The following is a 13,661-nucleotide window of genomic DNA, read 5'->3' on the forward strand; positions in this document are numbered from 1 at the left end:
ACCTATGCGGATTGCTATTACTGGTGGGAGAGGCTTCATCGGACGCAATTTGCAAGTCCGACTGCAAGAACTCGGCCACACTACCTTGGTGCTCATTCCACATGACGCCAGTCCTGAGGCCATGGGCGAATCGCTTGCAAACGTTGAATTCGTGTTTCATCTGGCCGGCGTAAACCGACCACAAGATCCTTCTGAGTTCTTTAGCGGGAACCACGCTTTCACCCAACGGCTTTGTGAAGCGATGGCTGCGCAAGACAGCCCCCCTCGAGTTGTCTACGCGTCATCCAGCCAAGCCGAGATTGACAACCCCTATGGCCGAAGCAAACTCGAAGCTGAGAAACTACTGCTGGCCTACGGTCAGCGCACAGGCGCCAGCGTCCATGTTTTCCGCCTCACCAACGTCTTCGGCAAGTGGTCGCGCCCCAACTACAACTCAGCCGTGGCGACCTTCTGCCACAACATCGCTCGCGGTGAAGCTATCGTTGTCAACAAAGCCGATGCGCCGCTTAAGCTGATCTATATTGACGACGTCGTCCGCCATTTTTGCGCGCTGCTGGGTGACTCCGCTCAGCCCTCAGGTCTGGTAGCGGCAGGGCCTGAGTACGACACAACTGTCGGCGAATTGGCAGACCAGATTCGCGCATTTGCCAGCAGCCGTGAGTCGATGGTTTCAGAAAGAGTCGGCACAGGACTGACCCGCGCGCTTTATGCCACCTACATCAGCTTCCTCCCGTTGCCAGCGTTCGAGTACGAGGTGGCGCGCCATGCTGACCCCCGTGGCGTCTTTGTTGAGATGCTTAAGACGCCTGATTGCGGGCAGTTTGGCTACTTCACCGCATTCCCAGGGATCACCCGTGGCGAGCATTACCATCACACCAAGACTGAAAAATTCCTGGTGATCAAAGGCACGGCCAACTTTGGCTTCCGCCACATCATCACCAACGAATTTCACGAGATCATCACTCGCGGTGGCGATGGCCGGATCGTCGAAACAATCCCTGGCTGGACCCATAACGTCAGCAATATCGGCGACGAGGAACTGATCGTCATGGTCTGGGCCAACGAGATTTTCGATCGCCAAAATCCGGATACCGTCGCACAGAAAGTTCAACAAGTATGAAGAAGTTAAAAGTCGTGTCCGTTGTCGGGACAAGACCCGAGATCATTCGCCTGTCGCGCGTGCTCGCGGCACTAGACGAGTACTGTGAACATGTACTCGTCCACACCGGACAGAACTACGACTATGAACTCAATCAAGTCTTCTTCGATGACTTGGGCGTTCGCAAGCCCGACCATTTTCTGAACAGTGCTGGCTCCAACGCCGCGCAAACCATCGGAAATCTGATCATCGCCGTCGACCAGGTGCTGGAACAGGAAAAACCCGAAGCCATGCTGGTGTTGGGCGATACCAATAGCTGCCTGGCGGTCATCCCGGCCAAGCGCAAGAAAGTTCCTATCTTCCACATGGAAGCGGGCAACCGCTGCTTCGACATGCGCGTGCCCGAAGAAACGAATCGCCGCATCGTCGACCACACGGCCGACATCAACCTCACTTACAGCGACATCGCACGAGAGTACCTGCTTCGCGAGGGGTTGCCGCCGGACCAGATCATCAAAACCGGCAGTCCGATGTTCGAAGTACTCACTCATTACCGCGAGCGTATTGACGCATCTGATGCACTGGATCGCCTGGGCCTCAAGCCCGGCCAGTACTTCGTGATCAGCGCACATCGCGAAGAAAACATCGAATCCGATCGCAGCTTCAACAAGCTTTGTGCCGTGCTCAATGGGCTGGCCGAGGATCATGTCCTGCCCGTGGTTGTTTCGACCCATCCGCGCACGCAAAAGCGTATCACTGCGATGGGCATTGAATTCCATCCTCAGGTTCGTCTGCTCAAGCCGCTGGGTTTCCACGACTACGTCAAACTCCAGATGCATGCAAAAGCTGTGCTGTCGGATAGCGGCACAATCACTGAAGAGTCTTCGATCCTGAACTTCCCCGCACTAAACCTGCGCGAAGCGCACGAACGGCCCGAAGGCATGGAAGAGGCCTCCGTCATGATGGTGGGATTGGAGCTCGACCGGGTTCGCCAGGCCTTGAGCATCTTGAGCACCCAGCCACGCGGTGAACAGCGTTCGCTACGTCAGGTGTCGGACTACAGCATGCCCAATGTTTCTGACAAGGTCGTACGCATCATTCACAGCTACTCCGACTATGTGAAGCGAGTCGTCTGGCGCCAGTACGAATGAGGCTGGCGTGAAGATTCTTGTCGTCAGCCAGTACTTCTGGCCGGAGACCTTCCGCGTCAACGAGATTGTTTCCGAACTAACTGCACGAGGGCACGAGGTCACCGTCCTAACTGGACGGCCCAACTATCCAGAGGGCGTGGTACACCCGGACTATCTGGCGGACCCCCCGCGCTTTTCTAGTTATGCGGGGGCCGATGTGCTGCGCGTGCCCCTGCGGCCTCGTGGCAAAGGCAGCCTTCAGCTCGTGCTCAACTACTGGAGCTTTGTGTTCTGGGGTTGCATCCTGGGTCCATGGAAGCTGCGCGGGCGGCAGTTCGACGCGATCTTCGTCTTCGAGACCTCGCCGATCACCTCGGCCTTGCCCGCCATTCTTTTGAAATGGTTTAAACGCGCCCCACTGTCCATGTGGGTGCTTGACCTTTGGCCAGACACGCTCAAAGCAGTCGGCATGGTGAAGTCAGACCGCGCACTTCGTACCGTGGGGCTGCTGTGCCGTTTTATCTATTCGCAATGCGACCTAATCCTCGGACAGTCTCGTGCGTTTGTCGATCCAATTGAGCACTGGGCAGGCTCTGCCGAGAAGTTCCGCTATTTTCCTGCCTGGTCCGAAGAGGTCTTTGACGATCAAGGCACCGCAATCGATATGGCCCCAGAACTGGCCCCTCACAGCAAGCACTTCAAGATCGTCTTCGCTGGCAATATCGGCGAGGCACAAGATTTCCCATCTGTCTTGCAGGCTGCCTTGCTCACACGTGATCGGCCAGACATCCATTGGCTGATCGTTGGTGATGGTCGCGCAGCGCCGCAACTGCGGGAGGACATTCAACGCCTGGGCCTGGCTGGTACCGTCTTTATGCTCGGCCGCTATCCGGTCGAACGCATGCCGAGCTTTTTCGCGGGAGCTGACGCGCTGCTCGTTTCACTCAAAGCGGAACCGATCTTCGCGATGACCATCCCCGGAAAGGTGCAGAGCTACCTCGCAGCAGGTAAGCCGCTGCTAGGTATGCTAAACGGTGAAGGGTCTAGGGTCATTGATGAGTCCTCCGCCGGCTTAATTGCGCCATCTGGAGATGTCTGTGCGCTCGCAGATCAAGCAATTGCTTTAGCTGATATGAGTCCGGAAAGGCGCAAGCAGATGGGCGAGAACGGCCGACGCTACGGTAACGGGCATTTCAAGCGCGCAGACCTTATGTCTAAGCTAGAAGCTTGGTTGGCCGACCCACACACCAACTGACGTACGATCCGATCAAAGTCGCCAAACCGACAAGCCTGCCGATTCAAGTTCTCTTTGATCAAACGCCGCCTTCACATCGATGAAGGCGCCGCCGGCCACCAATTTAGCCGCCAAATCCGCCGCGCTCAATGCCTTGTAGCTCTTGTGCGCCACGGCAGCGACGATGGCATCGGCGCGCGGCAGTTCGGCCCAGGTGACTGGGCGCACGCCGTACTCATGTTGGGCCTCTTCAACATCGGCATCCGGGTCGGTGACGATGACTTCGACGCCATAGGTCTTCAACTCGTTGATGATGTCGATCACCTTGGAGTTGCGCAGGTCGGCACAGTCTTCCTTGAAGGTCAGGCCCAGCACATTGACTTTTGCGCCCTTGATCGGCGAGCCGGCAGCGATCATCTCCTTGATGGTTTGCTCGGCAATGAACTTGCCCATGCCGTCATTGATGCGGCGGCCGGCCAGGATGACCTGCGGGTGGTAGCCCAACATATCGGCCTTGTGGGTCAGATAGTAGGGATCCACGCCGATGCAATGGCCGCCCACCAGCCCCGGCTTGAACTTGAGGAAGTTCCACTTGGTGCCGGCAGCTTCCAGCACTTCCGAGGTATCGATTCCGATTTTATCGAAGATGATGGACAGCTCGTTCATCAGGGCGATGTTCAAGTCGCGCTGGGTGTTCTCGATCACCTTGGCGGCCTCGGCCACTTTGATGCTGGCGGCACGGTGGACGCCGGGAATGATGATTTGCTCGTAAACCTTGGCGACGGTGTCCAGGGTCTCGGGAGTGTCGCCGGAGACGATCTTGAGGATCTTGGTCAGCGTGTGTTCTTTGTCGCCTGGGTTGATGCGTTCGGGCGAGTAGCCCACAAAGAAATCCTGCTTCCACTTCAGGCCCGACTCACGCTCCAGCACCGGGATGCAAACCTCTTCGGTGGCGCCGGGATAGACGGTGGATTCATACACCACGATAGCGCCCTTCTTGAGTTTGCGGCCGACGCTAGTGCTAGCGCCGATCAAGGGGCGGAAATCGGGGATATGGGCTTCGTCCACTGGCGTAGGCACGGCCACGATGATGACATCGGCCTCGGCCAGGCATTGGGGGTCACTGCTGTATTCGGCGAAGGGCGACTGCGCCATTTCTTCGTCCGAGAGTTCGCGCGAGGGGTCGATGCCTGCTTGGCATTTGGCGACCTTGTCGGTGGCAATGTCGAAGCCAATGCAGCGGCGCTTCTTGCCAAACTCAATGACCAGCGGCAGGCCCACATAACCCAAACCTACTACCGCAACCACCTTTGATTCCATACTCAATTTACTCACAAATTGGTTTTCTAATTGTTTGCCCGGGGCTATACACGCCACTAACAGGCACTTCCTAGTCCGGCATCACCCCAGTCCATGCAGGTTTGAGATAGCCCAAACCAAGCCGAGTCAGTTCATCATGCAAATGAACAGACTGCGGCGCCAAGGAGTGCTTGGCGCGTTCAAGCAAGGCCATTAGCTGCTCAGTCTCAGCGCTTTGCTGAGCCAAACACGCGATTCTTAGCCGACCAATACCAGTAGGTACTGTGCTGTCTGAATCGGCCAGTAATTCTTCAAACAGTTTTTCTCCTGGTCGAAGTCCTGAAAACTCGATTCTGATATTTGCCGATTCCCGCCCAGCTAGGCGAATCATGTCGCGCGCAAGATCAAGAATCTTAACCGGTTCGCCCATATCCAGAATCAAGACCTGCCCCGACTCTCCTATCACCGCAGCCTGTACCACCAACCTCGCCGCCTCCGGAATCGTCATGAAGTAGCGCGTGATGTCCGGGTGCGTTACGGTGACTGGCCCGCCCTTGGCGATTTGCTCTTTGAATTTTGGGATCACGCTACCGCTGCTACCCAAGACATTGCCGAAGCGCACGGCCATGAACTTGGTGGCATGGCCCTGCTTCTCTGATTCAGCGGCCATATGGCTGATGACCAACTCGGCCGCGCGCTTGGTGGCACCCATCACGTTGGTAGGGTTCACCGCCTTGTCGGTGCTGATGAGCACAAAGCGTTCAACACCATGCTCGGCGGCGGCCTGGCAAGCGTTGTAGGTGCCGAGGGTGTTGTTGCGCAGGCAGGCCCAGGCGTTATCTTCTTCCATCAAGGGCACATGCTTGTAAGCGGCGGCATGGAAGACGATCTGCGGCCTGTATTTGTCGAAGACGTAGCGAAGGTGTTCCAGGTCTTTGACATCGCCGACCAGGCGCACCAAGGGAATGTGGGGAAACTTCTCGCCAAGCTCTTGCTCGATGGTGTAGAGCGCAAACTCGCTCAGCTCATAGAGCACGATCTTAGACGGGCCATAACGGGCCACTTGCCGGCACAGCTCGCTGCCAATACTGCCGCCAGCGCCGGTGATCAAGACGACTTTGCCTGCGAGGCATTCACTGATGCCGCCTTCGTCCAACTCCACCGGCTCGCGGCCCAAGAGGTCTTCAGGTTCGATGTCACGCACCTGGTCGACATGGCGACCCGCCAGCAATTCTTGGCTGCTGGGGACGGTCAAGACCGGTAGGCCGACTTGGCCCGCCAAGTCGAGCGCGCGGCGGCGCTGGGCCACCGTCACGGCTGGCATGGCCACGATCAAATGGGTGATGCCGTGCAACTCGGCAAAGTGCTTGGCCTCATCCAGCGCGCCCAACACCGGCACACCGCCCACGCGGGCGCCGCGCTTGTTCGGCGCGTCATCCAAATAGCCCACGACGACCCAACCTTGGCTGTGCTGGATGCCAGCGACCAGCAATCGGCCTGCGTCCCCAGCGCCCAGCACCAAGGCGCGGCGCTGTTCCTGGGCACTGCCGCTGATGCGGCTGCGCATGTGCTCGTAAAGCATGCGGTAGCCCATGCGCAGCATGGCCAGACCCATCAAGGTGAACAGCGGATGCAGCGCCAACACAGCGCGCGGCACCTTGCTGAGTTGCGCCATCAAGACCACGGTGGCGCCGATCAAACCGGCGATCAAGCAAACCAGGGCCAGGCGCTGCACCTCACCAAAGCCCGAGAAGCGCCACATGCCTTTGGGGACTTTGAGGCCCTTGAGCACCAAGGCATACAAAAGCACAAAGCCCAGCAAGACCCAATGATCGTAAGCAGGCCGGGCGCTGAACCAACGCTCAAAGCCCAGGCGGAACAAGTAGGTGGCTTGCCAAGCCAGAGCCACCACGGCCAAGTCCAGCCCCAAAGCGAGTGCTTCGCGCTGCGGCCGGATGCGAGTCAAAAAGGCATCGAGAGACAACCAGTTCATTGTGTGCGGCTACTTTTTCTTGTTCTGAACGGAGTGGGAGTCCTTTTGGCGCAAGGCGCCAAGCGTGGCCAGGATCAGGCGCAAGTCGCCCCAAACACTGGCTTGACGCACATAGTCACCTGCAATTTGTAATTTGGCCGGCAGGATGACTTCTGCGTACTCACGTTCAGGGTCGTCCGCGCGCGCCAGGACTTCGCTCTCATTGCGAAACTGCAAGGAAGCTGGGTCGGTGATGCCTGGCCGCACCGACAGCACCAAGTCGCGCTGCTCGGGCGTGTACAGCGCCACATAGTGCGGCACTTCGGGCCGGGGGCCAACCAAACTCATGGCACCGCGAAACACATCCCAAAGCTGCGGCAACTCATCGAGCTTGCTGGCGCGCAGCCAACGGCCGCTGCGGGTGATGCGAGGGTCTTGGCCAATCGTGATTTGCGGCCCCAGGGCGGGGGCATCGACGCGCATGCTGCGGAACTTGTGGATGAAGAATGGGCGGCCGAAGCGCCCCACCCGCTCCTGCCGAAACAGAACCGGGCCTGGCGAGTCGAGCTTGATCCAAAGTGCCACCAGCAGCAGCAGCGGCGACAGGAGCAAGAGGCCTAGGCCAGAGCAAATGAGATCAAAAAGGCGCTTGGCCATGGTGATGAAGGAGCGTTTCCTGCCGCTGCTTAAACTGCCGCCGCATCAAGCCTGCGCGATGCGACGCACGGCGTCAATCACCCGCTGCACATCCGCATCACTCATGGCCGTGTAAAGCGGAATGCTGAAACTGCGCTCATAGGCTTTTTGCGAATGCGGGAACTGCTCGGACGTCAGGCCATAACGGTCGCGCCAATAAGGTTGCAGATGCAAAGGGATGTAGTGCACGCTGCAACCGATGCCGGCAGCGAACATCGCTTCGATGAAAGCATCACGGTCGATGTCGGCCGTGTCGCTGAGGCGCAGCACATAGAGGTGCCAGGAATGCACATCCCCCTCGATCGCTGCCGGCGGAAGGATCAACGGCAGATCAGCAAACGCCTCGTTGTAAGCCTGGGCGATCTTTTCGCGCCGCAACTGAAAGGCCGGCAAGCGCTTCAGTTGGTGAATGCCCAGCGCCGCGCCGATATCGGTCAAGTTGTACTTGTAGCCGGGGGCCACGATCTCGTAATACCAACTCGGCACCTTCGCGGTGAAACGGTCAAAGGCGTCGCGGTTCATGCCGTGCAAGCGCATCACCTTGGCGCGCTTGGCCAACTCAGCATTGCGCGTCACCAGCATGCCGCCCTCGCCGGTGGTCATGGTCTTGTTGGCGTAGAAGCTGAACACGGTGGCGTCGCTGCCCATGGTGCCGATCAGCTCTTTCTCCAAGGTGGTGGGCAAGGCGTGGGCCGCGTCTTCCACCACCCGCAGGCCGTGCTTGCGGGCGATGTCCAGGATGGCGATCATGTCCACCGCCAAGCCGGCGTAGTGCACCGGGATGATGCAGCGGGTGCGCGGGGTGATGGCGGCCTCGACCAGTTTGGGGTCGATGTTCAGGGTCTTGGGGTCAATGTCCACCAAGACCACATCCGCGCCCAAGTAACGCACCACCTCGGCAGTGGCGGTGAAGGTGTGCGTGGTGGTGATGACTTCATCACCAGGGCCGATACCCAGAGCTTCCAAGGCCAGATGCAGGCCGGCCGTGGCGGAATTCACCGCAATGCACTCAATCTCAGGCTCACCCAAAAACTGGGCGAAGTCTTGCTCGAAACGCTTGGCCTTGGGGCCGGTGGTCACCCAGCCCGAGCGCAGCGTGTCCACCACCTCATTGATCTCATCCTCGCCGATCTCGGGCAAGGCAAAGGGCAGAAACGGGGCTTGAGACGAGGACTCAGAACTCATGAAGATGACTTTTCGATCACGGCCAGCACATGGGTGCGCAGCCAAGGAATGCTATTGAATACGGTATAGGCGCTGGGATGCAGGCGACACACCAGCCGAGCCAGCGGTGGGGCCAGCGTCACCCGCTGCCAGCGGATGCGCGCCTCCGGAAACAGCGCCTTCACCCGCCGAATCGGCACGCCGCGCACATCGGCATTGCGTGGATTGTCGACGATGAAGTCATACCAAAGCACAGCGCCGCCCGGTTTGAGCCAACTCCACATGGCCTGGGCCAGGGCCTCCTGCACGGAGTCGCTCAAGATCGATGAAAAAACCGTTGATTGCAAAACCAAGTCCTGGCTGGCCGGCGCAATCTCGGCTTGAGAGGCATCACCCAGGTAAAGGCTCACCGCCTCGGGCAAGACCGCGCGGGCGGCCGCATATCGCTCCGGCAACAACTCCACCCCTTGCAAATGCTCGGGACGAAAACCAAAACGCAACATTTCTTGCAGATTGCCACCGGCGCCGCAGCCGACCTCGGCCAAGCGCCAGTCCGCCAGCGCACCCGGCCTTTGCGCCAAGACGCGCAGCAAGGCCCGCTGGCGCTCTTGCCACATCTGCCAGACTTCCGGCCGCAAGAGGCTGTAACGATCCGCCGGCACGGCACCCGCTCGGCGTTGGTAACGCTGGGCGATGGCCTCGAGTTCTTGCTCTTGCCCTTGGGTCATGGCCACTCAGCTCAAGGCGTCGATGAAGCGCTGAGCCAGCACCGGGTATGTGTGATGCGCCAGCACGAAGGCGCGTCCTTTTTGACCCATGGCGGCGCGCTCGGCGGCGCTGCATTGCGCGAAACGCAAGGCGCCTTCGGCCACCGCGGCCGGGTCTTCGGGCGCCACCGTCAGGCCCGCGCCAGCCTCGGCCACCGGGTCATTGCCCGCCTCAACCGAGTGCAGCACCGCACAGCCGGCCATCATGTAGTCCATCAGCTTGTTCGGCGCGATGCCGAAACGATAGATCGGCGTGCGTTGCCAGCCGATATAGGCCACATCAAAGCACTTCAAGAGGCTTGGAATCTGCGCCTTCGGGATGGCATCAAACAGACTGACATTGCTCAAGCCCTCGGCCTGCACCCGCGCTGCAAGGCGGGCCTTCTCATGTCCGCCGCCCACCATGACGATGGCAATTCTGCGTCCAGCCTCCGTCTGACTCAGCAGTTTGGCCGCATCCAGCAAGACGTCCAAGGCGTTGGGCAGGCCATGCGAGCCGGCATAGCCCAAGACCAAACGACCGCTGGCTTTGAGCAAGGCCAGATGTGCCGCCAAGTCAGCCTGCAAGGGTTCGGGCTCGCCTTGCCACTCATCGATGGTGATGCCATTCGGCACGACGCTCAACTTGCTCAAGTCCAGACCATGGGCGGCCATGTGCTCGTGAACCTTGGGCAGCATAGAGACGACCCGATCGGCGTCTCGATAGGCATCGTTCTCAGCTTTTTGGCAGAGCAGCGCGAAGGGATGCAAAGGCGACAGGCCGCTGAGTTCAATCGGCGACAAGGGCCACAAATCGTGCACTTCGTAGACCAGCTTGGTCCGGCCGCCCGCCGGGCCGCTCCCAAGGGTGGCCACATCCCCTTGGGGGATCGCTGGCGTAAGCGCCTGCGAGGGGCTCAACTTGTTGGCTTGGCGGGCGATCTTGCGGGCCACCCAGATGTCCATGGGATAGGTGCTGGAGGCGATCACCGCATCGGGCGCGAAGCCCTCAGCCAAGTTTTTTGCATCGCCCCAAACCTGCTTGCAGAAGCTCCAGATATTGCGCACCCGGCCCAGGCCATTACCTGCGTATTCCGGCGTGTCATACCAACAGTAATGCACTCCGTCGATCACTTGCACGCCGATCTTGGGCTGGGTGCTGCGCACGTGGGACTGCGAAGCGGCCAGGATCAAGACCTGATGCCCCTGGCGCACCCATTCCCGTGCCAGGTAGTAGGGGCGGTACTCCATGCCATGCTCGGGTGAGCCGGCGTAATGATTGATCAGCAGCAGCTTCACGTCGTCGAATCCAGTTCTTTCACACGCTTCAAAAATTTCTCGATCGCAGGGGCGAACAGGCCATGCTCGGCCACCCAGGTGCGGTTGGCCGCCGCCATCGCCGGCAGGCGCTCGCCCAGCGCCTGCAACTGCGTGGGCAAGGCCGGCAAGGACAACTCATCCAGAATCAGCCCGCGCTGTACGGGCTCGCCCAAAAGTTCATGATTGGCCGGCAGGTCCGAAAGCAAGGGCACGCAGCCATGGGCCATGGCCTCCAGCACCGACACCGCCACCGAGTCGCTCTGCGGCAGGCTGAAGTACCAGGTCGATTTGGCGTAATGGCTCGCTTGCGTGGTGGCATCGAGCCGACCGACGAACTGCACGCGTTCGGCCAGACCCAGATCCCGTGCCTGCTGCAGCAAAGCCTCACGCAGCGAGCCGTCGTTGGCCACCACCAGCCGGGCCTCCGGCACCTGCGCCGCCACAGTGGCAAAAGCCGCGATCACTCGCTCGGGCCGATAAATCGGCTCCAGGCCTCGATTGGCAAAGAACAGCCAGGGCTGCTTGCGCGAAGCTGCTGTGTTGCTGGGCTTGGGCATGGCTTCAAGGCCGAACGGGAAGATCATCACCTCGCCCGCACCCAAGGTCTTCATCACGCCGCTCATGTGCTGCGAGTCGGACGTCGTCAAGGCACAGGCGTGCAGCACCTTGCGCGTCAGCCAGCGATAGGCCCAGCCCTGCTGCGGCGTCACCAAAATATCGCTACCCCAAGCCGAACCAATGATGCGCGCCCGTAGCCGCCAGCCCCGTCGCGCCGCCCAGGCCAGGGTGCCATGCGAGGTCAGATAGTGGGCGTGCAACCAGTCAGCGTCCACCTCGGCCAGCCAAGCGCCCAAGGCCGGCAACTGCTTGAACACGCTCAGATTTCCGCCGGCATGCTCGGGCCGGGTGTTCATCGCAAAACGCCTGGCCGAAGGAATCAGCCAATCAAACTCGGGCAAGAAGCCGCGCGAAGAGGCGGCCCACAGCTCGATATCGGGACGCTGCGCCAAGGCGCGCGCCCACTTCAGCAGATGCGGGCTTTCGCCATCGCCGATCAGCACCCATCGCAGGGGCTTTTTGTTGACGTTCTTCGCTTGGACTTTCATCACTCGGGGACTTGAGGGAGTTCACCGGCCCAAGCCAGGTAATGGGCCTGCAACTCAGGGTGCTGGGCCAGCAGCCGGGCATCCATGCGGCGCGTGTCGCCCACTTGCTGTGCGGGGTTGCCGGCGACGATGGCGAAGTCAGGGAACTCGCCGCTGACCAAGGCATAGGCCGAAACGATGCAGCCCTTGCCCAGCCGGGTGCCGGGCAACAAAGTGGCGTGGGCGCCGACAAAACAATAGGGGCCTAGCGTCACCGGCGCTTTGAAGTAGGCCTGCTTCTCTGGCGTGCTGACATAGGCTCGGCCGTAGAGGCGGATGGCCGCGTGGCTGGAATGGGTGAACAAGCCGGTGAAGAAGCCAATCTGACAGCCCTCGCCGATCTGCAAGCCGCCGCTGGCGTCCAACACGCTGAAATGGCCAATGAAGACATGGTCAGCCACGTCGAGCGCCGGCCTGTCAAAGATCTCGCTGGTATTGCTGATGCGGGTATTGGGCAGATACACCCCATCACGCCGCACAAAACCCCACACCATGCGCGTGCCCCACGCGCGCGAAGCCAGCAGCTTCAGCGGCTGCCAGCAGCGGCGCCACAGAGGCGCAGGACTCAGGCTTGGGTTGGAGGGGCTGGAGGGTCTCATCAATCAAACGGTCAAGCCTGCACAACAGGCGCCGGCACAGCAACCGCCGCCCGGGCCGGCAAGGCCAAGAAAAAGTAAGCGAAATAGGCCGACATCATCGCAGACACCCCCCAGGCCGCACCGATCAGCCCGCCCCAGAACAAACCCAGTCCCAGACCCAAAGCGAAAGCCACTTGCCCCCACAGCGCCAGTCGCAAAGCCCAGGCCTGCTGCCCCCAAGCCAAAGTGGCTACCGACAGCGGCGAGGCCACGAAATGCAGCGCAATATACGGCGCCAAGGCGCGCGCCAATTGCCCAGCCTCCAGCCAACGCTCGCCAAACAAAAAGACAAACAGCGCCGGGCCCCAAATCAGCAAAACCAGCGCCAGGCCTAGGGCCAAACCCAGCAGCAAGGCAAGCAAGCGCTGCACCAACTGGCGCGCTTGCTCGGCGCTTTGCAGCGCCACCAAGCGGGTGTAGAGCGGCTGCGACAAGGCGCTGCCGACCAGGCTGGCCGGAGCCTTCAGGTATCGCAGAGCCAGGGCCCAAAAGCCCGCCGAAGCATCGCCCAAAACCCAAGCCAGCAAGACCAGCGCCACGCTGTCTTGCAATGCGCCTGCAAAAGCATGAGGCGTGTTCAGCAAGGGAAACTCGCGGTGCCGCTGCGCCATGGCCTTGAGCGCCGCCCAGGGCTGAAGCCATAGCGCAGCCCAGCCCCCCAAGGGGGCCGGCTTGGCCAAAAGTGCCGCTGCCGCCAGGCCCGCCAGAACCGGCCCCAGCAGCAAACCCCAAACCCCCAACGTCAACAGACCCATGCCCAGTTGCAACACTGCCGCACCGCCGTATTGCAGGACCCGAGATACGGCCAAAGCGTTGAAGCGCCCTGCCCGGCTGGCCCACAGCGTCAGCCACTGGGTCAGCGCCGAGGCCAGAACCGCCAGCGGCAAAAGCCAGGCCACGCTCAAGCCTTGCGCATAAGCCATCACGGCGCCGATCACCGCAGCCAAAACGGTCATCACCAGCAAGAGGCGCGCGCACAAAGCCATCAAGACCGCCGCAGGACCGTCTTGGGTTTCCAAGGGCAAGGCGAACTCATAGCGCGCGCAGCCCACGACCGCCAGATTGGCGGCAAGGGCCCACAGCGTGGCGAACTGGCCGAACTCACTCGGGCTGTAAATGCGGGTCAGCCAGGGCCCCAGTAATAAAGGCAAAGCCTGCGCAAGCACGCCGCCGGCCAGCAGGGTCAGCGTGGAGCGAAGCAAGCCCGAGCGCATCGGG

At 60.6% G+C, this 13,661-nt stretch carries 12 protein-coding genes; 3 read left to right on the plus strand and 9 right to left on the minus strand.

The window, feature by feature from the left end; all coding sequences use genetic code 11:
- Positions 1-4: 4 nt before the first annotated feature.
- From wbjC to LNV06_RS08180, 3 genes are read left to right on the plus strand one after another with little or no spacing between them, the layout of a single operon-like run.
- On the plus strand, positions 5-1,120 hold the full coding sequence (gene wbjC, locus LNV06_RS08170) for a UDP-2-acetamido-2,6-beta-L-arabino-hexul-4-ose reductase (protein WP_263537768.1): 1,116 nt from the start codon (positions 5-7) through the stop codon (positions 1,118-1,120).
- Positions 1,117-2,250, plus strand: coding sequence for a non-hydrolyzing UDP-N-acetylglucosamine 2-epimerase (gene wecB / locus LNV06_RS08175; RefSeq protein WP_263537769.1), 1,134 nt, complete (start codon positions 1,117-1,119; stop codon positions 2,248-2,250). The genes wbjC and wecB overlap by 4 nt, the downstream gene beginning before the upstream one ends.
- Positions 2,251-2,257: 7 nt before the next feature.
- Positions 2,258-3,484 (plus strand): glycosyltransferase family 4 protein, encoded by a 1,227-nt coding sequence (locus tag LNV06_RS08180; protein ID WP_263537770.1) that lies wholly within the window; start codon positions 2,258-2,260, stop codon positions 3,482-3,484.
- A 12-nt stretch (positions 3,485-3,496) separates the two neighbouring features.
- Here the strand turns inward: LNV06_RS08180 and LNV06_RS08185 are convergent, their stop codons facing one another.
- From LNV06_RS08185 to LNV06_RS08225, 9 genes are all read right to left on the minus strand, one after another.
- Entirely contained in the window at positions 3,497-4,783 is a 1,287-nt protein-coding gene (locus LNV06_RS08185) for a nucleotide sugar dehydrogenase (RefSeq protein WP_263538325.1), read from the minus strand.
- Between the two features lie 70 nt (positions 4,784-4,853).
- Complete coding sequence (locus tag LNV06_RS08190; protein ID WP_263537771.1) at positions 4,854-6,755, minus strand: polysaccharide biosynthesis protein; 1,902 nt, start codon at positions 6,753-6,755, stop codon at positions 4,854-4,856.
- Positions 6,756-6,764: 9 nt separating this feature from the next.
- Positions 6,765-7,391 carry a sugar transferase gene (locus tag LNV06_RS08195; RefSeq protein WP_263537772.1) on the minus strand — a complete coding sequence of 209 codons (627 nt, stop codon included), beginning with the start codon at positions 7,389-7,391 and terminating at the stop codon, positions 6,765-6,767.
- A gap of 45 nt (positions 7,392-7,436) precedes the next feature.
- A complete protein-coding gene (locus tag LNV06_RS08200) occupies positions 7,437-8,615 on the minus strand; it encodes a DegT/DnrJ/EryC1/StrS family aminotransferase (protein WP_263537773.1) in 1,179 nt (392 codons plus the stop codon).
- A complete protein-coding gene (locus LNV06_RS08205) occupies positions 8,612-9,322 on the minus strand; it encodes a class I SAM-dependent methyltransferase (RefSeq protein WP_263537774.1) in 711 nt (236 codons plus the stop codon). The genes LNV06_RS08200 and LNV06_RS08205 overlap by 4 nt, the downstream gene beginning before the upstream one ends.
- 6 nt (positions 9,323-9,328) lie before the next feature.
- Entirely contained in the window at positions 9,329-10,639 is a 1,311-nt protein-coding gene (locus LNV06_RS08210) for a glycosyltransferase family 4 protein (RefSeq protein ID WP_263537775.1), read from the minus strand.
- Positions 10,636-11,766, minus strand: coding sequence for a glycosyltransferase (locus LNV06_RS08215; RefSeq protein ID WP_263537776.1), 1,131 nt, complete (start codon positions 11,764-11,766; stop codon positions 10,636-10,638). Before LNV06_RS08215 ends, LNV06_RS08210 begins: the two co-directional genes overlap by 4 nt.
- Positions 11,766-12,404, minus strand: coding sequence for an acyltransferase (locus LNV06_RS08220; RefSeq protein WP_263537777.1), 639 nt, complete (start codon positions 12,402-12,404; stop codon positions 11,766-11,768). The genes LNV06_RS08215 and LNV06_RS08220 overlap by 1 nt, the downstream gene beginning before the upstream one ends.
- 11 nt (positions 12,405-12,415) lie before the next feature.
- Complete coding sequence (locus tag LNV06_RS08225) at positions 12,416-13,657, minus strand: lipopolysaccharide biosynthesis protein (protein ID WP_263537778.1); 1,242 nt, start codon at positions 13,655-13,657, stop codon at positions 12,416-12,418.
- Positions 13,658-13,661 lie beyond the last annotated feature (4 nt).

Source organism: Paucibacter sp. Y2R2-4, assembly GCF_025717535.1.
Lineage (GTDB): Bacteria > Pseudomonadota > Gammaproteobacteria > Burkholderiales > Burkholderiaceae_C > Paucibacter_A.